This is a genomic window from Thioalkalivibrio sp. ALJ24, from assembly GCF_000377785.1.
Classification (GTDB): Bacteria; Pseudomonadota; Gammaproteobacteria; order Ectothiorhodospirales; family Ectothiorhodospiraceae; genus Thioalkalivibrio.
Window position 1 is genome coordinate 134,618 of the sequence record NZ_KB898726.1, and the last position, 25,465, is coordinate 160,082.

Genomic DNA, 25,465 nt, shown 5'->3' on the forward strand with positions numbered 1-25,465 from the left:
CCTCTTCAGGTTGCGGCGCGGGGATAACTGCCCAGGACCTTCACTGTGTCGGCGGTCTCTCTCAGCTGCTCCAGACACCCGGCGATTTCCGGGTCTTCCTGGTGCCCGAGGAGATCGAGGAAGAAAACATAGGTCCACTGCACACAGCGCGAGGGGCGCGATTCGATGCGCGTGAGGCTGATGCCGGCCTCCGCGATCGGTTTCAGCAGCGCATACAGCGACCCCGGCCGGTTGGCCGTGCTCAGCATGATCGAGGTCCGGTCCTCCCCGCTGGGCCCCGCGGCCGTGGTGCCGATGATCATGAAGCGCGTGGTGTTGTCCGCGCGGTCTTCCACGTGCTCCACCTGGATCGGCACCTCGAAATGCTCCGCAGCCACCCGCGACGCGATCGCGGCCACGCTGGCATCGCCGGACGCCAGTTCCGCCGCACGCGCGTTGCTGGCCACCGGATGACGCTCGGCGTCCGGCAGCCAGGTGTCCAGCCATTCGCGGCACTGCGCCAGCGCCTGGGTATGGGCCAGCACCCGGCGGATGCTGCCGAGCTCGCCAGTATGCGAAAGCAGGTGGTGGTGCACCGGCATCACGACCTCGCCGCAGATCTGCAGCGACGAGTCCATGAAGCAGTCCACCGTATGAGTCACTACCCCTTCGGAGCTGTTTTCGATGGGAACCACACCAAACTGCGCGCGCCCGGTCTCCACCGCACCGAACACGGCGTCGATGGAGGCCAGCGGCGTGGTCGTGACCGCATGACCGAAATGCTTGCGCGCGGCCAGATGGGTAAAGGTCCCCTCCGGTCCAAGATAGGCCACCGTCAGCGGATGCTCCAGGGCCAGGCATTCGGACATGATCTCGCGGAACAGCCGCACCACCACATCGTCGTCCAGCGGCCCCGGGTTCTCCGCCCGAACCCTGCGCAGGATCTCGGCCTCGCGCTCCGGCCGATAGAAGACAGGCTCTTCCCCGTTCTCGCGCTTGACTCGTGCGACCGACTCGGCGCAGCGCGCCCGCTCGCTCAGCAGGGCGAGCAGTTCCCCGTCAATGGCATCGATCCGCGCGCGCAGCGACGCGAGGGACTCCCCTTCGCTCACGGCCTAGAGCACCCGCGCCCGCAGTACACCATCGATGCGATACAGCGCATCCAGCGTGGTCGAACTGGGGTGCCCGTCCACGTCGAGCATGGTGTAGGCGATCTCACCTCGCGAATCGTTCATCAGATGGAGGATATTGATGTCCGATTCACCGATCACGTGCGAGATCTGCGCCACCCGGTCCGGCAGGTTGCGGTTGACCACCGCAATGCGTGCCTGGCCCTTGCGCTCCAGCACCAGAGTCGGCAGGTTCACCGAATTGACGACGTTGCCGTTCTCCAGATAGTCGCGCAGCTGGTCCGCGATCATCACCGCGCAGTTCTCTTCCGACTCGGTGGTCGAGGCCCCCAGATGCGGCAGCGTGATCACCCGCGGATGATCCAGCAGCCCCGGTACCGGGAAGTCGGTCACGTACGCGTGCAGATGTCCCTCGTTCAGGGCCTCGCCTACCGCGTCGTCGTCCACGATCCCGTCACGGGCCATGTTCAGCACCATCGCACCGGGGCTCATCGAACGGATGCGTTCGGCGTTCACCAGGTTCTGCGTGTTCTCCGTCAGCGGGACATGCACGGTCACCGCATCGGCGCCTTCCAGCGCCGCATCCACCGAACGCGCCCGCTCGATGTCCGAGGCCATCTGCCAGGCACTCTCGACCGTGATCTTGGGATCGAAGCCGACCACCTCCATGCCCATCGACCGGGCGGCGTTGGCGACCTTGACCCCGATCGCGCCCAGCCCGAGCACGGCCAGCCGCCGCCCGGGCAGTTCGAAGCCGCTGAAGCGTTTCTTGCCCTGCTCCACCGCCTCGGTGAAGCTGGAGTCGTCCGGGTCCAGCGACTGCACGTAACCTGCGGCCGGCACCAGGTTGCGCGCCCCCAGCAGCAGCCCCGCGATCACCAGCTCCTTGACCGCGTTGGCGTTGGCCCCGGGGGCATTGAACACCGCAACCCCGCGCTCGGTAAGATCCTGCACCGGGATGTTGTTCACCCCGCTGCCGGCGCGCCCGACGGCCAGCACCGAATCCGGGATGGTCTCACCGTGCAGGTCATGCGAGCGCAGCATGATGGCATCCGGGTCTTCCAGACCCGAGGCGACCTCGTAACTGTCGCGCGGGAAGCGTTCCAGCCCGCGCAGGGCGATATTGTTATAGGTCTTGACGCGGTACATCACGACCTCCTTTTCAGGCGTGGCGTTCCTCGAAGTCCGCCATGAATTCGATCAGGGCGTCGACGGCCTCTTCCGGCACCGCGTTGTAGATGCTGGCACGCATGCCGCCCACCGAACGGTGTCCCTTCAGCGAGGACAGGCCGGCGGCCTCGGCCTCCTTCAGGAACGGACCGTCCAGCGCATCGTCGGCCAGGATGAACGGCACGTTCATCCACGAACGCGCGCTCGGATCGACCGGATTGCGGTAGAACGCGGAGTTGTCGATGAAGCGATAGAGCTTCTCCGCCTTGCGCTGGTTGATCTCGGCCATCTTCTCCAGACCGCCCTGCTCCAGCAGCCATTCGAACACCAGCCCGGCGAAGTACCAGCCGAAGGTCGGCGGGGTGTTGTACATCGAGTCGTTGTCGGCCTGCAGCTTCCAGTCCAGCACGGCGGGCACCGCGCTCTTCTCGCGATCCAGCAGATCCTTGCGCACGATGACGACGGTCACACCTGCCGGGCCGATGTTCTTCTGCGCTCCGGCGTAGATCACGCCGAACTTCGACACGTCGATCGGCCGCGACAGGATGGTGGAAGACATGTCCGCGACCAGCGGCTTGTCGCCCACGTCGGGAACCTCGTGGAATTCCACCCCGCCGATGGTCTCGTTCGGGGTGTAGTGCACATAGGCGGCGTTCGGATCGAGTTTCCAGGTCGAGCGCTCGGGAATGGAGGCATAGCCATCGGCCTGCGAACTGGCGACGATGTTCACCGGACCGATTTTCTGCGCCTCCTTGATGGCCTTGCCCGACCAGGCGCCGGTGTCGATGTAGTCCATCGGCTGGCCGCCGGTCTGCAGGTTCATCGGGATCGCGGAGAACTGGCCGGTGGCCCCGCCCTGCAGGAACAGCACCGCGTAATCGTCGGGGATACCCATCAGCTTGCGCAGATCGGCCTCGGCCTTTTCCGCTACTTCCATGAAGGGCTTGCCGCGATGGCTCATCTCCATCACCGACATGCCGGCACCGTGGAAGTCCAGCATCTCGTCGCGGGCCCGTTCCAGCACCGCCTGCGGCAGTGCCGCCGGACCCGCGCTGAAGTTCCAGATTCGGCTCATTCTTGATCTCCCTTGTCGCTGGGTTCGCGGTCGTCCCCGCCGTTTTCGGGGGCGCCCGCCCGGTCATCCTGTGCCTCCGTTTCCGGATCGGCGTCGCCTTCTTCCTCATCACCGGCGAACTGCGCCACCCGCGCCAGTTCCACCAGCTGTTCGCCCGCATCCAGACGGATCAGGCGCACGCCCTGGGTGTTGCGGCCGATCAGCGGGATCTCTTCCACCGGCGTACGCACCAGCGTCCCGCCGTTGGTGATCAGCATCGCCTCGTCGTCTTCCTGCACCCGAGCGGCACCGACCAGCGCGCCGTTGCGGCCCTCGGTCTGGATCGCGATCACGCCCTGGCCACCGCGCCGGTGCACCGGGAACTCGTCGAACCGGGTGCGTTTGCCATAGCCGTTCCCGGTGGCAAACAGGGCTGCGCCTTCGTCCACGTTAAGCAGCGCGATCACCCGCTGGTCGTCTTCCATGCGCACGCCACGCACCCCGCAGGCCGTGCGTCCCATGGCGCGCACGTCGGTCTCCGAGAAGCGCACCGCCTTGCCCGCGGTGGTCACCAGCATCACGTCCTGGCTGCCATCGGTCAGCGACACGTCCACCAGGTGGTCGCCCTCGCGCAGGTCCACGGCGATGATGCCGCTGGAACGCCGCCGCGAGAAGTCGGTCAGCGGGGTCTTCTTGACCGTGCCCTGGGCGGTAACCATGAACACGTAGTAATCCGGATCGTAGCTGCGCACCGGAAGGATCGCATTGATCCGCTCGTCCGCCTCCAGAGGCAGCAAATTGACGATGGGCTTGCCGCGCGAGGCGCGCGAGCCCTGCGGCAGCTCGTAGACCTTCAGCCAGTACACCCGACCGCGGCTGGAGAAACACAGCACGGTGTCGTGAGTGTTGGCCACCAGCAGGCGGTCGATGAAGTCCTCTTCCTTGAAGCTGGCCGCCGCCTTGCCGCGGCCGCCGCGGCGCTGTGCGCGGTAGTCGGCCACCGGCTGGTACTTCACGTAGCCGGCATGCGACAGCGTGACGACCACGTCTTCTTCGCCGATCAGGTCCTCCAGCGTCAGGTTGGCCTGCTGCTCGCGGATCTCGCTCATGCGGTCGTCGCCGAAGCGCTCGGCCACGCCCAGCAGCTCGCCGCGGATCTCCTGCTGCAGGCGCTCGGGCGAACCGAGGATGTCCAGCAGGTCCTCGATGGTGTCCAGCAACTGACGGTATTCGTCGACGATCTTGTCCTGTTCCAGCCCGGTCAGGCGGTGCAGGCGCAGGTCGAGGATCGCCTGGGCCTGGGTCTCGGACAGGCGGTAGCCGTCCTCGCCCAGACCGAACTCCGCGCCAAGATCCTCCGGGCGCGACGCCGCGGCGCCGGCACGCTCGAGCATCCCCGAGACCATGCCGGGCGGCCAGCGACGCGCCAGCAGCTCGGCCTTCGCTTCGGCCGGATTGGGCGCGTTGCGGATCAGTTCGATCACCGGGTCGATGTTGGCCAGCGCGATCGCCAGCCCTTCCAGCACATGGGCCCGTTCGCGCGCCTTGCGCAGGTCATAGATGGTCCGGCGGGTCACCACCTCGCGGCGGTGGCGCAGGAACGCCTCGAGGATCTGGCGCAGATCCAGCACCTTCGGCTGGCCGTCGACCAGCGCCACGAGATTGATGCCGAACACGTTCTGCATCTGGGTGTGCATGTACAGGTGGTTGAGCACCACCTCGCTCATCTCCCCGCGCTTGAGCTCGATGACCAGGCGCATGCCGTCCTTGTCGGACTCGTCGCGCAGCTCGGAGATGCCCTCGATGCGCTTTTCCTTGACCAGATCGGCAATCTTCTCGGTCAGGCGTGCCTTGTTCACCTGGTACGGCAGCTCGGTGACCACGATGGCCTCTCGCTGCCCGCCTTCCAGCGGCTCCACATGCGAGCGCGCGCGGATCACCGCCCGCCCGCGCCCGGTGCGATAGGCCTCGCGGATCCCCTCGACACCGTTGATGATCCCGGCGGTGGGGAAGTCCGGGCCCGGCAGGTATTGCATCAGGCCGTCGACATCGATGTCGGGATGGTCGATCAGCGCCACGCAGGCATTGATGACCTCGCGCAGGTTGTGCGGCGGGATGTTGGTCGCCATGCCGACGGCGATCCCGGAAGAGCCGTTGACCAGCAGATTGGGGAACTTCGCGGGCAGGACCGAGGGTTCCTGTTCGGAACCGTCGTAGTTGTCGATGAAATCGACGGTTTCCTTGTCGATATCGGCCAGCAGCTCGGTGGCGATGCGCGCCATGCGCACTTCGGTGTAGCGCATCGCGGCCGGCGAGTCGCCGTCGATCGAGCCGAAGTTGCCCTGCCCGTCGGCCAGCATGTAGCGCATCGAGAACGACTGCGCCATGCGGACGATGGCGTCGTAGACGGCCGAGTCGCCGTGCGGGTGGTATTTACCGATCACGTCACCGACCACGCGGGCCGATTTCTTGTACGGCTTGTTCCAGTCGTTGCCCAGCTCGCGCATCGCGTAGAGCACGCGGCGATGGACCGGCTTGAGACCGTCACGCACGTCGGGGAGCGCACGTCCCACGATCACGCTCATCGCGTAATCGAGGTAGGACTGCTGCATCTCGTCTTCGAGATTGACCGGGAAGATTTCCTTGGCGAATTCAGCCATCGATGGGTCACGCCGTCCGTTAGAACAAGCCCGCGATCATAGCATATCCACCCGCCGGAGAGGCCCCTCCGGAAGGCTCACGATCCGGCGCGGATCCCCGCCGTTCCGGTGTTGGTGCCGCCCTCCGGCCGCCACGCCGCAAGGCGCTCGGTATCGGGGTTTTCGACCACCCCGCGCTCCGTCACGATGGCGTCGATCAGCCCGGCCGGGGTCACGTCGAAAGCAGGGTTGTAGGCCCCGGCACCGGCGGCGGCCACCGCCTGCCCGCCCAGAGTCAGGACCTCGGCCGCGTCGCGCTCCTCGATCGGGATGGCGTCGCCGGCGGGGGTCGCGAAATCGATGGTTGCCACGGGGGCCGCGACCATGAAACGCACGCCATGGGCGCGTGCCATCAGCGCCAGGCCATAGGTGCCGATCTTGTTCGCGGTGTCGCCGTTCGCGGCGATGCGGTCCGCACCCACCACCACCCAGCTCACTGCGCCGCTCTGCAGCAGCCGGGCCGCGGCACCCTCGCACAGCAGCGTGACCGGGATCCCGTCATGCACCAGTTCCCACGCCGTCAGGCGACTGCCCTGCAGCCAGGGACGGGTCTCGTCCGCGTACACCCCGGTGATCCGGCCGCGATCCCACGCCGCCCGGATCACCCCCAGCGCGGTCCCGTAGCCTCCGGTCGCCAGCGAGCCGGTATTGCAGTGGGTCAGCACCGCCCGTCCCGGTTCGATCAGGGCGGCGCCATGCGCGCCCAGATCGCGATTGCCGGCGATGTCGGCCTCCAGCATCGCCCGCGCGGCGTCGCGTGTGGTCTCCAGCGCCGCGTGCGCATCCGCGGCGGCGTCCACCCGCGCCTGCATGCGATCCAGAGCCCAGAACAGATTCACGGCCGTGGGGCGCGACGCCCGCAGGGTGGCGATATCCGCGGCCACGCGCTCGCGCCAGTCCCCGGCCTCCAGCGCCTGCCGGCAGGCCAGCACCACCCCGAACGCCGCGGTAATGCCAATGGCCGGGGCCCCGCGCACCACCATGGCCCGGATCGCCTCGGCCACTGCCGGGGCATCGTCCAGCGGCAGAAAGGTCTCCTCGTCCGGCAGCCGGCGCTGATCCAGCAGCCACAGGCGGTCATCGGTGAAACGGACGGGACGGATGGTGTCGGAGGCAAACGGATTCATCCGCGCAGTCTATCGCGGACAGCGGCGGGCGGGGTAGGAACCTGCTTGCAGGCGAACCGGGGGCCCGTGGTGGCCGCTCTCGATCCCCCCGAACCGACTGGCCGGTTTTGCGCACCATCCACACAACATCCCCTGACCGGGGTTCAGGGCTCCCGATCCGACGTTGTCGCGGGCGGTATGTCCCAGAAGCGCCGACGTTCGAGCCGGTAGCCGTCGCCGGCCTCCCAGCCCCGGCCGGCTCGCAACTCCAGTGCCCCGTGGCGGCCCGTGGCGCGGATCGCCCACGGCAGATCCGAACCCTCTGGCGCGCCCGATTTGGCCGCCTCGCCGCCCCCATGCGACAGGGCCCCGGCCAGCCACAGCACGGGGGCGTCGCTGGCCTGCAGCAGCGCCATTTCCCGTGGGTCGCCGCCGCCCGTCGCCACCACCAGCCGCGCGGCCAGGTCTTCCTCCGCTGCCCCGTGCAGAAGGACCGCCTCGCCCAGCCCGCGCAGCGAACCGGCGAGCAGTATGGCCCCGTCAGCGGTGTCCACCCGCAGCACACAGCTGGCCGCGCGGCTTGCGTCCCAGCCCCTCGGGGGATGCAGAAGCCGGAAATCCACGCCATCCCGGTGCCACTGTTTCCCCGCACGACACACGCGCGAACGGGCCGCGGATGAAGCGATCTCGCCGCCGCGATGCCACACCTCCCCGACCGGCACCGCGGCTTCATCCTCCAGTACCTCCAGGGCCGCATCCGGCGAGCCATGCGACAAGATCAGCCGGTCGACCCGCCCCGGGCCTCGCTCGCGCAGCACCGGCAGCACCGCAGCACGCCATTCGCCGGCCCGAGCCTGCCCGTGGACCACAACCTCGGAGCGGGTCTCCAGCAGCACCACCGGCTGGTCCCCGGTATCCAGCAGACGCAGGCGCAGCTCGCCATGGGCCAGATCCGGTCGCAGTGGGAGCCACAGCGGCACAAGCGCCAGCAGGACCCAGGGCGCAAGCCGCCGGCGCTGCGGCAGAAGCAGCAGGAGCACGGCCACCCCCGCCAGCAATGCGGCGGCCAGCGGGACGCCGTGCTGCTCCACCGCGCCCGGCCACTGCGCCATGCTCTGCAGCACCCCGACCAGCAGGGCCAGCAGCCGGTCGCCCAGCCACAGGAACGGCACCCCAAGCGGGGCCCACAGGAACATCAATCCCGCACCGGTCAGCAGGGAGGGCAGCACCAGGAACGAGATCACCGGCACGGCCACCAGGTTGGCCACAGGTGCCACCCATGCCCCCAGCTGGAACCACGCGAGCGCCAGCGGCAGCATCGCCAGTGCCAGCAGCACCTGGATAGTGACCCCCTCGCGCCACCCCGGACGTCCCTGACGCCCCTGGATCAGCGCCAGGATCACTGCGACTGCACCAAAAGAAAACCAGAAGCCCGGAGCCAGAACGCTCGGCGGGTGCCAGAACAGGATCAGGACCGCCGCCAGCAACAGTGCCCGCCATGGCGTGCCAGCGCGCCCCAGCAGCACGGCCGCCAGCACCACGAACAGCATCAGCAGGGCCCGTTGGGTGGGGATACTGAAACCGGCCAGCGCGGCATATCCGAGTGCCGCACTCGCGGCCGCCACCGAGCCCAGCAGGCGGCGCGGACAATGTTCGCGCAGGCCCGGCAGGTAACGCCACGCGACCCCGGCCAGCAGGGCCGCAAAACCCGCCACCAGACCGACGTGCAGGCCGGAGATGGCCATCAGATGATTGGTGCCGGTATGCAGGAAGGCGGTCCATTCCTCGTCGGTCATCGCGCTGCGCTCCCCGATGACCAGCGCCTGTACCAGCCCCGGGTGGCGCAGTTCCGGGCCCTGCTCGTGCAGGCGTTCACGGACCGCATCGCGCCGCTGGTGCAGCATCCCGCGCAGGGTGTCCGGCAGCTCCGCATCCTCCAGCCGCTGCAGATCGCCGGCGGAGATATTCAGGCGACCATGCAGTCCCTCGCGGTAGAACCAGGCGGCACGATCAAACCCGGCGGGATTGGCGCGACCGTCCGGCGGCCGCAGGCGCCCGCGCAACTGCAGCGCCGCACCGGGCCCGATATCCGGACGTGCAGGATAGACCGTCACCTGCAGCTCGCGGCGCGGCGCCCCTTCCGTGCGCAGGCGAAACCGGGAGCTGCGCTCGCCATGGCGCGGGAGATCCACCACACGCCCACGGAGTTCGGCCGCCTTCAGCGGGGCCTCGACGGCTCGTTCTAGCCAGAACGACCCCTGCAGGGACCCCGCCCCGACCCCTGCCAGCACCCCGGCGAAAACGCCCGTCAGCAACAGCAGTCCCGCCCGGGCCCGCGAATCGTGTCCATCCCCGCGAGATCGCAGCCACCACAGGGCCAGCACAGCGGCCGACAGTGCCCCGAACGCGGCGACAATGGCCCAGATCGACGGCTGCACTGCACTGCGGTGCAGCAGCCAGAGACCCGCCACGAAACCGATGGCCGGAGGGATCACAGTCCCTCCACCATTGTCTGAACTCCGACTGGCCGGTACCGTCCCCGTGACCGGTCACCGGATCCGCAACCGGGATATCCAGCGCAGCCGAGAACATGGCCCGACACATCATCAAGAAGCTGTTCCCCGGCATGGACCGCCTGCGGGGGCATCGTGCCCTCGCGCCGCTGGGGCCGCGCCTGCGCTCGCCCGATCTGTGGCATCTCAACCGCCGCTCCGTGGCCGGTGCTTTCGCCGTGGGGCTGTTCGTGGCCTTCCTGCCACTGCCCATGCAGATGCTGATTGCCGGTGCCATCGCCATCCTGGTCCGGGTCAACCTGCCGATCTCGGTCCTCCTGGTGTGGATCTCCAACCCGGTGACCATGCCCCCCATGTTGTATACGGCCTATAGCTTGGGCCGCAAGCTGCTGGACGAGGAACCGCGCGAATTCAGCACCGAGGTAACCTGGGAGTGGTTCGCCACCGAGATGCTGACCGTGTGGAAGCCGCTGGTGACCGGTTCACTGGTCCTGGGCGTGGCGGCAGGCCTGGCCGGCTATCTGCTGGTGCGGGGCCTGTGGCGCCTGAACGTGATCCAGCGGGTCCGCCACCGGCGAATCCTCGCCCGCCGACGGCGTGAACGCGAGGCGGAACTGCGCGAGGTGTTCGCCGAACGCCTGTCGGGATCCGGGGAGTCTGGCAACGGGGACGGCCCCGCGGAGGCCGGCGAGGAAAACGCCCGCCCGTCGGGGACAGACCCGCGCAAACCGGACCGCGACAGCGGGCCCCGCTCGCGGCGCTAGGCCCTATCCCGCGCCCTCTGGATCCGGGCCCTGCAGGCTTCCCCGGGTCAGCTCCACCGAGCGATCGAGCTGCGCGGCCAGCGTGGTGTCATGGGTTACCAGCGCCAGCGCGGTGCCGGTGGAGCGGTTCATCTCCCGCAGCAGGGCAAAGACGTGCTGAGCGCGCTCCTGATCGAGATTCCCCGTCGGTTCGTCGGCCAGGATGGCCGAGGGGCGGGTTACCAGCGCACGGGCAATCGCAACGCGCTGGCGCTCGCCCCCCGACAGCTCCGCCGGCTTGTGCTCGGTGCGATCTCCCAGCCCGACCTGATCCAGCCAGTGCAGCGCCTCGCGGCGCGCCTGCGCTGCCGGCGTACGGCGGATGAACAGCGGCATGGCCACGTTTTCCGCCGCAGTCAGTTCGGGCAGCAGGTGGTGGAACTGATACACGAACCCGAGATGACGGTTGCGCAGCCGCCCGCGCCGCGCCTCGCTCATGCCCGACCAGGCAGTCCCCAGCAGGCGCACCTCGCCGGCGGTGGGCCGGTCCAGCCCGCCCAGCAGGTGCAGCAGGGTGCTCTTGCCGCTCCCGGATGCCCCGATGATCGCCACCTGATCACCGGGGTCGAGGGTAAAGTCCACCCCGCCCAGCACGGTGACATCCAGCTTGCCGTCACGGAACCGGCGCTCCAGACCCCGGGCCTCCAGCACCGGCAGATGCGGGTCGCGATCAGTCATGACGCAGGGCCTCCGCCGGCTGGATGCGGGCCGCCCGCCAGGCCGGGAACAGGGTCGCCAGAATGGTCAGCAGGAACGCCACGCCGCCCACGCGCATCACGTCCGCCGGATCCAGCTCGGAGGGCAGATCGCTGATGTAGTACACATCCGCAGACAGGAACTCGACACCGGTCGCCTGTTCGATAAACGGCACCAGCACGTCGATGTTGAGGGCCAGTGTCACCCCGGCCGCGGTCCCCAGCAGGATCCCGAGCACGCCGATTACCATGCCCTGCACCACGAAAACCGCCATGATCCCGGAAGGCGACATGCCCAGGGTTCGCAGGATCGCGATGTCGCCCTGCTTGTCGGTCACCAGCATGATCAGCGTCGACACGATGTTGAACGCGGCCACCGCCACGATCAGCGAGAGGATAATGAACATCATGATCTTCTCGATCTGGATCGCGCGGAACAGGTTCGCGTGCTGGCGGGTCCAGTCGGAGATGAAATAGGCGCCATTCAGCTCGCGCGACAGATCCTGCGAGATCCGCCCGGCCTGCATCATGTCGTCCACCCGCAGGCGCAGCCCGGAGATGTCCTCCCCGGTCTGGAACACCGCTCGGGCATCCTCCAGATGGATGAAGGCTGTACCACGGTCGTACTCGTACATCCCGACCTCGAACAGTCCGATGACCTCGAAGCGCCGCATGCGCGGCATCACCCCGGCGGGCGACACACTGGCCTGCGGCGCCATCAGGATCAACGACTCGCCGACCCGGACCTGCAGCTCGGCCGCCAGCTCGCGCCCGAGGATGATGCCGTAGCCCCCGGCCTCCAGCTGTTCCAGGGACCCTTCCTTGACGTGCTCGCCGATGGGAGCGACATCCAGTTCCAGTTCGGGTTCCACCCCGCGGATCATGCCGCCGGAGATGCGGTTGCGGGCACTGAGCATCGCTTCGCGCTGTATGTAAGGCGCCGCAGCGAGCACGCGTTCATCGGCCTCGAGCACGCGCTCCTTCACGTTTTCCCAGTCCGACAGGGCACGCCGGCTTTCCTCCAGGGTCGCATGCGATGCCATGCCCAGGATGCGCTCGCGCAGCTCCTTTTCGAAGCCGTTCATCACGGACAGCACGACGATGAGCGCCATGACCCCCAGCATCAGCCCGAGGATGGACACCACCGAAATGAAGGAAATGAAATGGTTGCGACGCTTCGCGCGGGTGTAGCGCAGACCGATCGCGACGGACAGGGGACGGAACATCCGGAAAGAATGCCAGAACTGCGACCGTCCGCCCATCCCCGCACGCGGAATCGGGTTCGATGCGCCGGAGCCGGCCGGGACAGATGCACAACGCGGCGTATTTCCCTACTATGAGTGCATGCCAATCCGGCCCCTAGCCCGGGCTTCATACGCGAACGGAGAACATGGCCATGCCAGGGAAACGCGTTGCCTCCCGATCCACGACTCGCCGCGCGGCCGGGATGCTGGCCGCCCTCGCCATCGTTGGCGGCGCGGGGTTTGCCGGCACTGCCCAGGCAGACATCCTGCGGCTCGATGACGGTTCGTTCACCGTCAAGGAACGCGAAAGCGTCCCTGCCCGCGGTCAGACCAAGGACACGGTGAGAAGTCGCTACGGCGACCCCGAAACCCGTCACCCGACCGTCGGCGAACCACCGATCACCCGCTGGGACTACGAAGACTTCTCGGTGGTGTTCGAGGATCGCTGGGTGATCCACACCATCGTGCACGCCGACCGCAACGACTGAAGCCCGAACCTTGGCCGAGCCCCGCACGCAACACCGCCGCCTCCCGGCGGAATGGGAACCCCATGCCGGCATCCAGCTGACCTGGCCCCACGACGCCAGCGACTGGGCCGACACTCTCGACGTCGTCGAGCCGGTGTTTGCCCGCCTGGCGGCGCTGATCAGCCAGTACCAACCGGTACTGATCGTCGCGCGGGATCCCGATCACATCGAGTCGTTCTCCGGTCTGCTGGTGGAGGCCGGTATCCGCAGCGATCGCCTGTGGTTCGCTCTGGCCCCCTCGGACGATACCTGGGCGCGGGATCACGGGCCGATCACCGTATTGGAGCCGGACGGACCGCGTCTGCTGGATTTCACTTTCAACGGCTGGGGCGGCAAATATGCGGCGGACAGTGACAACGCCATCACCCGGGCGCTGGCCGCACAGGGGGTGTTCGGCGCGGCACCGGTGGAATCGGTTCCAATGGTGCTGGAGGGCGGCAGCATCGAATCCGACGGTGCCGGCACCCTGCTGGTGACCCGCTCCTGCCTGCTCCATCCCGGGCGCAACCCGGACCTCGACGCGAACGCCATCGAGGCCGAGTTCCGGAGACATCTGGGAGCCGAGCGGGTGCTGTGGCTGGAGCACGGGCGACTCGAGGGTGACGACACCGACGGCCACATCGACACCCTCGCCCGTTTCTGCGGCCCCGACACCATCGCCTACCAGCAATGCGACGACCCGGCGGACCCGCACTACGCGGAACTTGCCGCGATGGAACGCGAACTCGCCGCGCTGCGCCAGCCCTCGGGCGAACCCTATCACCTGGTTCCGCTCCCCTGGCCCCGGCCTCTGCTGGACGGCGAACAACGCCTGCCGGCCACCTACGCCAACTTCGTCATCCTCAACGGCGCGGTGATCCTCCCGGCCCACGGCGACGCCGCGGACGACATCGCCCGCGAACGCCTGGCCGGGGCCTTTCCCGGACGCGACATCGTGACGCTGGACGCACGCCCGGTGCTGCGTCAGGGTGGGAGTCTGCACTGCCTGACCATGCAATACCCGCGGGGCGCCCTGGGCATCCCCGAGGAAGAGGACCCGCTCCACGCATGAACCTCGCCCGTCCCCCCGAGCACCGGGTACCCCTGCAGGCTGCGCTGGTCCAGCACCGCGATGCCGGTGACGTCGAGGCCAACCTGCAGGCCAGCGACACCGCGGTGGCCGAAGCCGCGGCGGCCGGCGCGCGTCTGGTGATACTGGCCGAGCTGCACACCGGCCCGTACTTCTGCCAGACGGAAGATGCCGCGACCTTCGACCGGGCCGAACCGATCCCCGGCCCCTCCACCCGTCGTCTGGGCGAGATCGCGCGGCGGCACGGCGTCGTCCTGGTGGGTTCGCTGTTCGAACGCCGCGCCCCCGGGCTCTACCACAACACCGCCGTGGTGCTGGAGAGCGACGGACGTCTGGTCGGCACCTATCGCAAGATGCATATCCCCGACGATCCGGGCTACTACGAGAAGTTCTACTTCACTCCCGGGGATACCGGTTTCGTTCCGGTGGACACCTCGGTCGGCCGGCTGGGCGTGCTCGTCTGCTGGGACCAGTGGTATCCCGAGGCGGCGCGGATCATGGCCCTGTCCGGGGCCGAGGTGCTGATCTACCCCACCGCCATCGGCTGGGATCCGGAGGACACTGCGGACGAGCGCGAACGCCAGCGCGAGGCCTGGATCACGGTGCAGCGCGGTCACGCGGTGGCCAACGGCCTGCCACTGGTGGCCTGTAACCGGATCGGCCACGAACGCGACCCCTCGGGCGTGTCCGCCGGGGCCCACTTCTGGGGCAGCAGTTTCGTCGCCGGGCCGCAGGGCGAATTCCTCGCCCGCGCCAGCGACCGGACCGCGGAGGTGCTGGGGTTCACCCTGGACATCGCACGGGTGGATACCGTCCGGCGCATGTGGCCCTTCCTGCGTGACCGACGGATCGACGCCTACGATCCGATCCTGAAGCGCTACATCGACCCGGAAGCATAAGCGCAGAACCCGTATAATGCCGCGTCCGCCATTCCGGAAGCTTCACATCGCATGTCCGAAGAATCGCGCAACCCCCTGAATCCCGGCCGCATCCCCCGCACGGGCTTCGAGACGTGGAGCGGCCTCGGTGCCAGCGCCAGCAGCCTTGCGCTGGCGCGCGCCGCGCAGGATTTCCCGCACCCGCTGCTGGTGATCACCGAGTCCAACGAAGCCGCGGATCAGTGGGAAGAGGAATGGTCGTTCTTCACCGCCGGGCAGGACATCCCGCTGCTGCGCCTGCCCGACTGGGAGACCCTGCCCTTCGACGTGTTCTCGCCCCACGAGGACATCATCTCCGAGCGCCTGCGCACGCTGTATCGCCTGCCAGGGCTGGAGCGCGGGATCATCCTGATGCCGGTGGCCACGCTGATGCAGCGCCTGCCGCCGCGCCAGTGGCTCACCGAACAGGGCATCGCCCTGCACCGCGGGCAACGGCTCGACCGCATGCAGCTGCGCGAGGACCTCGCGCGGGCCGGCTACAACGCGGTGCAGCAGGTCATCAGCCATGGCGAATTCGCGGTGCGCGGCGAGATCCTCGACCTGTTCCCCATGGGCGCCGAGCGGCCGGTGCGCATCGAGTTCCTCGATGACGAGATCGACTCGCTGCGGCATTTCGATCCGGAATCCCAGCGTTCCACCGAGACCACCGACGCGCTGGAGATCCTGCCCAGCCACGAATTCCCGCTGCACGAAGAGGCCATCCGCAGCTTCCGCAACCGTTACCGCACCCGCTTCGAGGGTGACCCCGGCAGCCACCCGATCTATCGCGACATCTCCGAGGGGCTGGTGCCCCCGGGCATCGAATCCTATCTGCCGCTGTTCTTCGACGGCCTCGATACGGTCTTCGACTACTGCCCGCAGGCGCGCGTGGCGCAGGTGGGCGACATCGCGGGCGCGGCGGGCCAGTTCGCCGACGAGGTATTCCAGCGCTACGACCAGCTGCGCCATCAGGTCGAGCGCCCGCTGCTGCCGCCGGACGAACTCTACCTGAACCCCGAGGCCCTGGCCGCGGCCCTGGGGGACACCTCGGGACTGGCCCTGGGGGCGAACCCCGCGCCACTGCCCGCGGGACGCGGCCGCAACGTCCCGTTCGTCTGCGAAGCGCCGCCCGAAATGGCGCTGGAGCCTGCCCGCGAGGCGCCCGCGCGGCGGCTGCAGGAGGTCATGCAGCGGCGTCCGCGACTGCTGGTGACCACCGAGTCGGCCGGGCGCCGCGAGGCCCTGCTCACCCTGCTGCGCGACCACGACGTCGATCACCACGCGGTGGACGGCTGGGCGGATTTCCTCGCCGCCGATCCCGGACTGTACGTAACCGTGGGCACCCTGGCCGAGGGCTTCGCCCTGCCGGACGATCGCATCGTGGTGCCGGAGGCAGCCCTGATGGGCGAACGCGCACGCCAGACGCGGCGGCGCACGCGCCCCACCCGTGATGCCGACGCGGTGATCCAGAACCTCTCGGACCTGACCGTCGGCGCACCGGTGGTGCACGAGGAACAGGGCGTGGGTCGCTATCTGGGCCTGCAGACCATGGAGATCAATGGTCAGCCCTCCGAATTCCTGACCCTCGAGTATGCCGACGGCGCAAAGCTCTACGTGCCGGTCTCCTCGCTGCACCTGATCAGCCGCTATGCCGGGGCCGACGCCGACCATGCCCCGCTGCACCGCCTCGGCAGCGAGCAATGGAGCAAGGCCCGGCGCAAGGCCGCGGAGAAGGCGCGCGACGTGGCCGCGGAGCTGCTGGACATCCATGCCCGCCGGGCCGCGACGCAGGGCACGGTGTTCGAGACCGAGACCCCCGAATATCACGCCTTCGCCGCCGGCTTCCCGTTCGAGGAGACCCTCGACCAGCAGCAGGCCATCGACGCGGTACTTTCCGACATGGCCGCGGACCAGCCGATGGACCGGGTGATCTGCGGCGACGTGGGCTTCGGCAAGACCGAAGTGGCGATGCGTGCGGCCTTTGTCGCGGTGCAGAACCACCGGCAGGTGGTGGTGCTGGTGCCCACTACCCTGCTCGCGCAGCAGCACCACCAGAACTTCATCGACCGCTTTGCCGACTGGCCGGTGCAGATCGAATCGCTGTCGCGGTTCCGCTCGGCCAAACAGCAGGAAGCGGTGCTCGAGGGCCTGCGCGAAGGGAAGGTCGACATCGTCATCGGTACCCACAAGCTGCTGCAGAAGGATCTGAAGATCGACAACCTCGGCCTGGTGATCGTCGACGAGGAGCAGCGCTTCGGCGTGCGCCACAAGGAGGCCCTCAAGAAGCTGCGCGCGCAGGTGGACATGCTGACCATGACCGCCACCCCGATCCCGCGCACGCTCAACATGGCGCTGGCCGGGCTGCGCGACCTGTCGGTCATCACCACCCCGCCGCGCGAGCGCCTCGCGGTGAAGACCTTCGTCAACGAATGGAACGACGCGGTCATCCAGGAGGCCTGCCTGCGCGAGATCCGGCGTGGCGGACAGGTGTATTTCGTGCACAACGAGGTCAACACCATCGACCGTACCGCTGAACAGGTACGCGAACTGCTGCCCGGCGCGCGGGTGGGCGTGGCGCATGGCCAGATGCGCGAGAGCGAGCTGGAACAGGTGATGCTCGACTTCTATCACCGCCGCTACAACATCCTGGTCTGCTCCACCATCATCGAGACCGGGATCGACGTACCCACCGCCAATACCATCGTGATGAACCGCGCCGACAAGCTGGGCCTGGCGCAGATGCACCAGCTGCGCGGTCGCGTCGGCCGCTCGCATCATCGCGCCTACGCCTACCTGATCACGCCGCCATGGAAGAGCCTCAGCGCGGACGCGAAGAAGCGCCTGGAGGCGATCGCCTCGCTGGAAGACCTGGGAGTCGGCTTTACGCTGGCTTCACACGATCTGGAGATCCGCGGCGCCGGCGAGCTGCTGGGTGACGAGCAGAGCGGGCAGATCACCGAGGTCGGCTTCAACATGTACAACGAGCTGCTCAACCGCGCGGTCAGCGCCCTGCGCTCCGGCAAGATGCCCGAACTGGAGGCGCCGGAACCCGGCGGCACGGAGGTCGAGCTGGGCCTGCCGGCGCTGCTACCGGACGATTACGTGCCCGACGTGCACACCCGCCTGATCCTGTACAAGCGCATCAGCAACGCCGAATCCGCGGACGCCCTGCGCGATCTGGAGGTCGAGCTGGTCGATCGCTTTGGTCTGCTGCCGGACCCGGCGCGCACCCTGTTCGCGGCGGCACGCCTGCGCCTGCGGCTGACGCCGCTGGGCATACGCAAACTGGAGATGGGCCCGGCCGGTGGGCGGATGGTGTTCGGGTCGGAGCCCGATCTGGACATCGGGGCACTGATCGAACTGGTACAGTCGGATCCGCAGGGGTATCGTCTGGAAGGCCAGAAGGCCTTCCATTTCCACGGCAGCATGGAAACCCTGGAGGCCCGCACCGAGGCGGTACACCGCCTGCTGAACACCCTCAGCCGCAACCAGGAGGCGGCCTGAATGTCACGCAACCCTTCCGAAGCCGCATCCGCACCCCGCAACCCGCGTCGCCGGCAGCTGCTCGGGGCGATGGTCACCCTCCCCTGGTTGTTCCCGGCCGTCGCGGGGGCTCAGGTCGGGCGCGATTACCGCGTCGAACTGGTGATCTTCCAGCATCTCACCGACGAAAGCCGGCGGCTGCTGGAGACCAGCGGGCGAGCCCTGCAGCCCTCTCCCGGCTCCGGCCCCATCGGCGAGGGGACCTACCGCAGCTCGCGCCGCGGCTTCGAACTCGGCAACGTGGTCCGGCGCATCGAGGATGATTCCGAGAGCCGACTGATCGCGCGTCTGGCCTGGGATCAGCGCGGCCGGGACTACGCCACCACGCCGTGGCTGACGGTGCGCGAGGGGGGCAGCCTGGATCGCCGTACCCCGCTGCACGACGACCGCGGTCCGGCGGCCCCCGTCCCGCTGGAACGCGGCGAGGAGCGCCGCGAGCTGGAAGGTCGCCTGCGGGTCTGGGTCGGCCGGTTCCTGCATCTGGAAACCGACTTGATCTTCCATGGTGAGCCGGACGGCGAGTCGGCGGTCGCGGTTCGCGGGCGCCAGCGGATGAACTCGGGCGACGACCTGTTCTATCTCGACCACCCGGTGGTGGGCATGATCGCCCGCGTCACCCGCATCGACGACAGCTGACCGCCTTCAGCGCCACTGCGGCTGCGACTCCAGGTTCAGCAGCTGCTGCGTCACGATCGCCCCGAGATCCTCCAGGAGCAGCTGGATCGGGGTACGTCGCGGCCGGAACTCCACCATCTCTTCAACACCGATCACGTCACGGGCCACGCTGCGCGGGTTGCCCAGGCCATCGGTCAGGCCCAGATCCACCGCCTTCTCCCCGGTCCAGGTCAGGCCGTTGAAGACGTCCGCATCCTCCGGCAGCCGCTCGCCGCGACCGGCCCGCACCACGTCAATGAACTGCTGGTGCACGTCATCGATCAGGCCTTCCATGTGTTCCACGTGCTCGCTCTCCAGCGGCAGGAACGGATCGAGGAAGGCCTTGTTCTCGCCGGCGGTGAACAGCCGGCGTTCGACCCCGATGTTGTCCATCAGGTCGACCAGGCCGAAGCTGTCCAGGCGCACGCCGATGGAACCCACCAGACTGGCCCGGTCCGCATAGATCTCGTCGGCCGCCACCGCAATGTAGTAGGCACCGGACGCACCGATGTCCCCGATGACCGCGTACAGCGGGATGCCCTCGTGCTCTTCTCTCAGGCGCAGCAGTTCGTCGTGGATGATCCCGGCCTGCACCGGGCTGCCGCCACCGGAATTGATGCGCAGCATCACCGCCTGCGTGCCGTCATCCTCGAAGGCACGTTTGAGGGTCTTGGTCAGATCCTCGGCATTGGCCGCGGCCGACGAGGCGATCAGACCGTCGACGTCCACCACCGCCACGTGTTCCGCAGGCTTCTTTTCCGTCTCGAACCAGTCGCCCGGGCCGTCGCCGCGCACCAGGATCAGCAGCGCGAACAGGTAGGCGAACAGCAGTATCTTGAAGAAGATGCCCCAGCGCCGGGCCCGGCGCTGCTCGATCACCTGCGCCTGAACCAGCTTCTCCAGGGTCTCGCGTTCCCAGCCCGGTTTGTCCTCTTTCGACCATCCCATCTTGGTTGTCCTCTGAGCGTGTCCCTTACGCGTCCGTCAGTCGGTGCCGCAGCGCGGCAATGTCGGGTAGCAGCGCCGCCGGCCGTTCGGCGGCCAGACGGTCGTCCGAGTGAGCCCCGTGGGTGATACCAACCGCCCGCACCCCGGCGGCCCGTGCCATCTGCAGATCGTACACGCTGTCGCCGATCATCAGCGTGCGGTCGCGCTCCACCCCGGTACGCCGCAACAGCTCTTCAACCATCGCGGGGCTGGGCTTCGACGGCTGCTCGTCACTGGTGACCGTGGCGACGAACCGGGGTTCCAGACCGCTGGCGCCCAGGGCCCGATCAAGCCCCGCCCGGGATTTGCTGGTGGCGACCGCCAGCAGGATCCCGCGGCGGTCCAGGTCCTCGAGCAGCTCGGTCACGCCCGGAAACAGGGGCTCCTCCGGCGCATCCTCGGCCTCGAGGTAACAGCGGCGGTAACTGGTGGCAAACGCATCCATGCCCGCCTCGTCAAGCTCGGGGTAGAGCTCGCTCACCGCTGCCCGCACCCCGAGCCCGATGATCCCCCGCAGCGCGGACTCCTCGCGCTCGGGCAGGCCGGTCTCGCGGGCCGCACGGCGCAGGCAGTACACGATCCGCCGTGGCGAGTCCATCAGGGTACCGTCCCAGTCGAAGACCACCAGGCGCAGTTCGCCGTCGTCCGGGGGCAGCAACGGCGCCTGCGGGTCCATGCTTGAACGGGCCATATTCACGGTCATTCCTCTCCTGCTGATTCGGTCGCGTGGTCCAGCGAATTCAGCACCGCCACCAGTTCGTCCGGCAAGGGCGCCGAAAAGATCCGCTCCTCGCCCCGTCCATCGGTGAAGCGCAGCGCCTGCGCGTGCAGGAACAGGCGCTTGAGGCCCAGCCGGCGCAGCCGGCGGTTGGCGTCCGGCAGTCCGTATTCGTGATCCCCGGCGACCGGATGGCCGATCTCCCGCCCGTGCACCCGGATCTGGTGGGTGCGGCCGGTACCGATGCGGACCTCGGCCAGCTGAAACGCCCCGTGGGCCTCCAGCGGCACGAACAGGCTGTCGGCCGCGCGCTGGCGGGCATCTCCCTCGCCGCCGGCCGACACCCGCCGGCGGCCGTCCTCGCCCCGATCGCGGCCCAGCGGCGCATCGCAGTGGATCGGCCGGTCGTCCTTCCAGCGCCCGACCAGCAACGCAAGGTAACGCTTGTCGACCTGCCCCGTGCGCAGGGCCTCATGCAGTGCCTGCAGCGGCTCCCGCCCTTTCGCCAGCACCAGGCACCCCGAGGTCTCGCGATCCAGCCGGTGACCCAGTTCGAGTCCCGCATCCGGCCGCAGCACCCGCATCGCCTCGATGATCCCGAACGCCAGCCCGCTGCCACCGTGCACCGCAAGGCCGGACGGCTTGTCCAGCACCAGGTAGTCGTCGTCCTCGAACAGGATGGCGGCCCGCAGCCGTTCCAGCACCCGCGGCGGAATGTCGGGGGCGTCGGCGGTCTGCGGCCGGTCGAGATCCGGGACCCGCACGGTCGACCCGGCGGCCAGACGCTGGCGGGCGCTCCCGCGCCGGCCGTCCACCCGGATCGCTCCCTTGCGGATCAGCCGGTAGAGCAGCCCGCGGGGCACCCCCCTCAGTTCGCGCAGCAGGAAATTGTCGAGACGCTGCCCGTCGGCGCGCGCGTCCACCGGGAACTCGCGCGGGCCGGAGCGCCCGGCATCGGAAGATCGGGATTTCATTCGGAAATGCTAACGCAGGCAAAGCCGCGCGGCCACGACGGATCCGTGCCGGGCGCCGCAAACGGGTGCGAACGGTCACGCAATGCCCGGTAAAATCACAAAAAACTTGCCCACAAGGGGCCTCGTATCCTACATTGCCGGCTGGCGTCGCCCCTTCTTCGGGCCGGGTCGCCACGAATCATCCACCGCTCCGGCCACACGCCGGAGTCGGCCTCGCCAAGAGCGAACGCGTGACACTATTTCTTTTAACCCAGTCCTGCTTCCCCGGTCGCTGTCCTGACGGACGGCTGATCCCGTGGCTGCTGGTGAACACCTGGCTGGCGCGCTGCCTGATGCTCCGCGCCGCCCCTGCGCGCACCCCTGACGTATCGAAGCCGTGTCGCAGGCTCACCTTCCGCCCGCTCGGCCGCGCCGCGGGCAGGCAGGACGTCCCGACGAGTCCATTGCATGAAACGCATACTGATCAACGCAACGCAGCCGGAAGAGCTGCGCGTCGCCATGGTCGACGGCCAGCGGCTGTACGACCTCGACATCGAACTCCCCTCGCGCGAGCGCAAGAAGGCCAACATCTACAAGGCGAAGATCACCCGCGTCGAGCCCAGCCTCGAAGCGGCCTTCGTCAACTTTGGGGCTGACCGCCACGGCTTCCTGCCGTTCAAGGAGATCGCGCATTCGGCGGTGGGCGCCCCGGCCGACAGCGACAAGCCCGTCCGCGAGTTCCTGAAGGAAGGCCTCGAGATCCTGGTCCAGGTGGAGAAGGAAGAACGTGGCACCAAGGGTGCCGCGCTCACCACCTACATCAGCCTGGCCGGCCGCTATCTGGTGCTGATGCCCAACAACCCGAAGGCCGGGGGTGTCTCCCGCCGGATCGAGGGCGAGGACCGGGCTGAACTGCGCGAGGCCCTGTCCGGGCTCAATATCCCGGAGGACATGGGGCTGATCGCCCGCACCGCCGGGGTCGGCCGCAGCACCGAAGAACTCCAGTGGGACCTCGACTACATGACCGCCCTGTGGGCGGCCGTGACCGAGGCCGCCGGGAAGGCGAAGGCCCCCGCGCTGATCCATCAGGAGAGCAACGTCATCATCCGCGCGCTGCGGGATCACATGCGCAACGACGTCGGCGAGGTGATCATCGACGATGACACCATCTACCAGCAGGCTGAAGACTTCGTGCGCATGGTCATGCCCACCAGCCTGCGCAAGCTGAAGCACTACACCGATCCGGTCCCGCTGTTCAACCGCTATCAGATCGAAACCCAGATCGAGAGCGCCTTCGACCGCGAGGTCCAGCTGCCCTCCGGCGGTGCCCTGGTGATCGACCACACCGAGGCACTGATCTCCATCGACGTGAACTCGGCGCGGTCCACCAAGGGCGGCGATATCGAAGAGACGGCACTGCACACCAATCTGGAAGCGGCCGAGGAGGTCGCCCGCCAGCTGCGCATCCGCGATCTGGGCGGCCTGATCGTGATCGATTTCATCGACATGAACCCCAACAAGCACCAGCGCGAGGTCGAGAACCGCCTGCGCGAGGCGCTGGAGATGGATCGCGCCCGGGTTCAGGTCGGTCGCATCAGCCGTTTTGGCCTGCTGGAGATGTCGCGCCAGCGGCTGCGTTCCTCGCTGGGCGAGTCCAGCCAGATCACCTGCCCGCGCTGTCAGGGCCACGGCCAGATCCGCAGCGTGGAGTCCATGGCCCTGTCCATCCTTCGGCTGATGGAAGAGGAAGGCATGAAGGACCGCACCGGCCTGGTGCTGGCCCAGGTCCCGGTGGACGTGGGTACCTTCCTCCTCAACGAAAAGCGGCAGTCCATCGGCGAGATCGAAGAGCGCCACGGCGTCGAGATCAGCGTGATCCCCAACCCGCAGTTCCTGACCCCGCATTTCAGCGTACAGCGGGTGCGTGGCGACGAGCGCGAGGAGGTGGTCAGCGACCGCAGCAGCCACCAGCTGGTGGAGACCATCGAAGAGGATTCCGACCCACACCAGGACCGCCGGCAGAAACCCGAGCGCCCCCTGGTCCAGGGCGTAAAGGTTTCCGCCCCGGCGCCCGAAACCGCGGCGCCCGCCGCCACATCGGCCCCGCCCGCCCCGGCATCCGAACCGGTCGCCCAGCCCGGCTTCTTCGGCCGGATCTGGAGCGCCCTGTTCCCCAATGTCCGTCCGCCGGCCAGCACCGCCGGCACGGCCGGCGAGGACTCCAGCGGCCGCGACGGCGGCGACGAGCGAGGCCGTCGTGGCAAAGGCAACGGCCGCGGCGGCCAGGAACGCTCGCGCAAGGATGGAGACGGCGGCGGCAACGGCAGTCGCCGCTCCCGTGGCGGCAAGGGCGGCGGCAAATCCGAACGCGACGACAAGCCGCGCAAGGACCGATCCGCGGACGCAGGCGAGGACCGGGGCAAGGGCTCCGGCGGCCGTTCGGGCAAGCCGCAGGGTAGCGACAAGTCACGCAAGGCCGCCGACAAGCCTGCGGCCAAGACCGATTCCGCCGCGGCCACTGACGTGGCAAAACCCGCGGACAAGCCGGCCGCCCGCGCGGAGGAACCCGCCGGCGATCAGGAGGCCGGTAGCGGCAGCAACCGCGATAGCGACCATCGCGGGCCGGCCACAGGCCATGGCGAGGAGTCGGGCGATGACACCGGCAAGGGCCGTACCCGCAGCCGGCGTTCGCGCCGTGGCGGGCGCCGTCGTGGCGGTCGGTCGCGCAGCGCCGAAAGCGGTGCCGACAGTGCCTCCGAGGCCAGCAGCGGCGCTACCGAGGGCGACACAGAGGCCGACAGCGGTGCATCCGAAGACGCCGCCGATACCGAGGCCAATCAGGATGAGACACCCCGGAAGACCAGTGGCCCCGAAACCGGCGGCGACAGCGCAGACACTGCCGGAAGCGGAAAGCGTCGCGCTGGCGCCCGCAAGGGCCGTGCGGATAGCAAGGCCGAAGACGACGCGTCGGGAGCTGAACCGGAAACCGGCGCCACGCCCGCCAGGACCGCGGCAGCCGATACCGGTGCGGACGCCAGCACGGGTTCCGGTGACAGCAGCGGGGATGCCGGCGAAACCTCCGCAGCCTCCGGGGCGAAATCGGATGGGACCGGCGGCGCACGCCGGCGCGCTTCCGGAGGTGGCGGACGCAAACGCTCGCGCTCCCGGAGTTCCACGGACGAGGCAGCCACGGAAGGAGATGCCGGGAGCGGCGACCCCGGGGCGCTGGCCGAACCGGATCCGACATCCGCACCGGAGGCTCCGGCCCCGACGAAAAAGAAGCCCGCCGGAAGAAAGCGTGCAGCGGCCGACGCTGGCGAGGAGCCGCCGCAGCCGGCTACGGACACATCCGGAGACGCTGACACCGCCAGCGGCGGCGATGATGCCACCAATGCCGCCCGCGGCGCAGAATCGGCCGAGACGGCCGAGGAACAACGACCGCGCAAGATCGCCACACGGGGACGCCGGCGGCGTTCCGGTTCGGCATCCGGTGACAGCGAAGCGGCGCAGACATCCTCCGGCGAGCCGTCCGGCGGCGGGTCGTCCGAAACCGGGGCTTCATCCGGCGCGGCCAGCCCCGACGGCCAGGCCAAGCCCTCCCCGTCGCATCCGGCGGCTGAAGAAGCCGGCGGCAACGACGAACCGAAGAAGGACTAGGACGCCCCCGTATCCCGGAGCCGGCCCCGACGGGCCGGATACCGGGC

Annotated in this window: 18 protein-coding genes; 7 read left to right on the forward strand and 11 right to left on the reverse strand. The window is 68.5% G+C overall.

Annotation, left to right across the window (positions count from 1 at the left end; translation table 11 throughout):
- Nucleotides 1–5: 5 nt before the first annotated feature.
- From pheA to D571_RS0104750, 6 genes are all read right to left on the reverse strand, one after another.
- Nucleotides 6–1,091 carry a prephenate dehydratase gene (pheA, locus tag D571_RS0104725; RefSeq protein WP_018935523.1) on the reverse strand — a complete coding sequence of 362 codons (1,086 nt, stop codon included), beginning with the start codon at nt 1,089–1,091 and terminating at the stop codon, nt 6–8.
- Between the two features lie 3 nt (nt 1,092–1,094).
- A complete protein-coding gene (locus D571_RS0104730; protein ID WP_018935524.1) occupies nt 1,095–2,258 on the reverse strand; it encodes a phosphoglycerate dehydrogenase in 1,164 nt (387 codons plus the stop codon).
- 13 nt (nt 2,259–2,271) lie between these two features.
- Nucleotides 2,272–3,354 (reverse strand): 3-phosphoserine/phosphohydroxythreonine transaminase, encoded by a 1,083-nt coding sequence (gene serC, locus D571_RS0104735; protein ID WP_018935525.1) that lies wholly within the window; start codon nt 3,352–3,354, stop codon nt 2,272–2,274.
- The gene (gyrA, locus tag D571_RS0104740) at nt 3,351–5,993 is read right to left on the reverse strand and encodes a DNA gyrase subunit A (protein ID WP_018935526.1); all 2,643 of its coding nucleotides are present in this window, start codon (nt 5,991–5,993) and stop codon (nt 3,351–3,353) included. The genes serC and gyrA overlap by 4 nt, the downstream gene beginning before the upstream one ends.
- A 77-nt stretch (nt 5,994–6,070) precedes the next feature.
- Nucleotides 6,071–7,159 (reverse strand): S-methyl-5-thioribose-1-phosphate isomerase, encoded by a 1,089-nt coding sequence (gene mtnA, locus D571_RS0104745; protein WP_018935527.1) that lies wholly within the window; start codon nt 7,157–7,159, stop codon nt 6,071–6,073.
- 143 nt (nt 7,160–7,302) lie between these two features.
- On the reverse strand, nt 7,303–9,633 hold the full coding sequence (locus D571_RS0104750) for a DNA internalization-related competence protein ComEC/Rec2 (RefSeq protein ID WP_018935528.1): 2,331 nt from the start codon (nt 9,631–9,633) through the stop codon (nt 7,303–7,305).
- A 95-nt stretch (nt 9,634–9,728) separates the two neighbouring features.
- Between D571_RS0104750 and D571_RS13570 the strand changes: the two genes are divergently transcribed.
- Entirely contained in the window at nt 9,729–10,415 is a 687-nt protein-coding gene (locus D571_RS13570) for a DUF2062 domain-containing protein (protein ID WP_018935529.1), read from the forward strand.
- Nucleotides 10,416–10,418: 3 nt separating this feature from the next.
- Here D571_RS13570 and D571_RS0104760 read toward each other — a convergent pair whose 3' ends face one another.
- Nucleotides 10,419–11,132, reverse strand: coding sequence for an ABC transporter ATP-binding protein (locus tag D571_RS0104760; RefSeq protein ID WP_018935530.1), 714 nt, complete (start codon nt 11,130–11,132; stop codon nt 10,419–10,421).
- Nucleotides 11,125–12,375 carry a lipoprotein-releasing ABC transporter permease subunit gene (locus tag D571_RS0104765; protein WP_026287582.1) on the reverse strand — a complete coding sequence of 417 codons (1,251 nt, stop codon included), beginning with the start codon at nt 12,373–12,375 and terminating at the stop codon, nt 11,125–11,127. Before D571_RS0104765 ends, D571_RS0104760 begins: the two co-directional genes overlap by 8 nt.
- 221 nt (nt 12,376–12,596) lie before the next feature.
- Between D571_RS0104765 and D571_RS0104770 the strand changes: the two genes are divergently transcribed.
- From D571_RS0104770 to D571_RS0104790, 5 genes are read left to right on the forward strand one after another with little or no spacing between them, the layout of a single operon-like run.
- Nucleotides 12,597–12,881: a hypothetical protein gene (locus D571_RS0104770; protein WP_018935532.1), complete on the forward strand. Its 285-nt coding sequence runs from the start codon at nt 12,597–12,599 to the stop codon at nt 12,879–12,881.
- A gap of 10 nt (nt 12,882–12,891) precedes the next feature.
- Nucleotides 12,892–13,971, forward strand: a complete 1,080-nt coding sequence (locus tag D571_RS0104775) for an agmatine/peptidylarginine deiminase (protein WP_018935533.1) — start codon at nt 12,892–12,894, stop codon at nt 13,969–13,971.
- The gene (locus tag D571_RS0104780) at nt 13,968–14,888 is read left to right on the forward strand and encodes a carbon-nitrogen hydrolase (RefSeq protein ID WP_018935534.1); all 921 of its coding nucleotides are present in this window, start codon (nt 13,968–13,970) and stop codon (nt 14,886–14,888) included. Before D571_RS0104775 ends, D571_RS0104780 begins: the two co-directional genes overlap by 4 nt.
- A 51-nt stretch (nt 14,889–14,939) precedes the next feature.
- Nucleotides 14,940–18,410, forward strand: a complete 3,471-nt coding sequence (gene mfd, locus D571_RS0104785) for a transcription-repair coupling factor (RefSeq protein ID WP_018935535.1) — start codon at nt 14,940–14,942, stop codon at nt 18,408–18,410.
- Nucleotides 18,411–19,085 (forward strand): CsiV family protein, encoded by a 675-nt coding sequence (locus D571_RS0104790; protein WP_018935536.1) that lies wholly within the window; start codon nt 18,411–18,413, stop codon nt 19,083–19,085.
- A 6-nt stretch (nt 19,086–19,091) separates the two neighbouring features.
- Here D571_RS0104790 and D571_RS0104795 read toward each other — a convergent pair whose 3' ends face one another.
- Genes D571_RS0104795 through D571_RS0104805 form a run of 3 tightly spaced genes read right to left on the reverse strand, consistent with a single transcriptional unit; the run spans nt 19,092 to nt 21,782 of the window.
- Nucleotides 19,092–20,051 (reverse strand): S49 family peptidase, encoded by a 960-nt coding sequence (locus tag D571_RS0104795; RefSeq protein ID WP_018935537.1) that lies wholly within the window; start codon nt 20,049–20,051, stop codon nt 19,092–19,094.
- A 25-nt stretch (nt 20,052–20,076) separates the two neighbouring features.
- Nucleotides 20,077–20,781 carry an HAD family hydrolase gene (locus D571_RS0104800; RefSeq protein WP_026287583.1) on the reverse strand — a complete coding sequence of 235 codons (705 nt, stop codon included), beginning with the start codon at nt 20,779–20,781 and terminating at the stop codon, nt 20,077–20,079.
- 8 nt (nt 20,782–20,789) lie between these two features.
- Nucleotides 20,790–21,782 (reverse strand): RluA family pseudouridine synthase, encoded by a 993-nt coding sequence (locus tag D571_RS0104805; RefSeq protein WP_018935539.1) that lies wholly within the window; start codon nt 21,780–21,782, stop codon nt 20,790–20,792.
- A 447-nt stretch (nt 21,783–22,229) separates the two neighbouring features.
- On the opposite strand from D571_RS0104805, the gene D571_RS0104810 reads away from it, so the two are divergent.
- The gene (locus tag D571_RS0104810; RefSeq protein WP_018935540.1) at nt 22,230–25,418 is read left to right on the forward strand and encodes an Rne/Rng family ribonuclease; all 3,189 of its coding nucleotides are present in this window, start codon (nt 22,230–22,232) and stop codon (nt 25,416–25,418) included.
- The last annotated feature ends 47 nt before the right edge of the window (nt 25,419–25,465 follow it).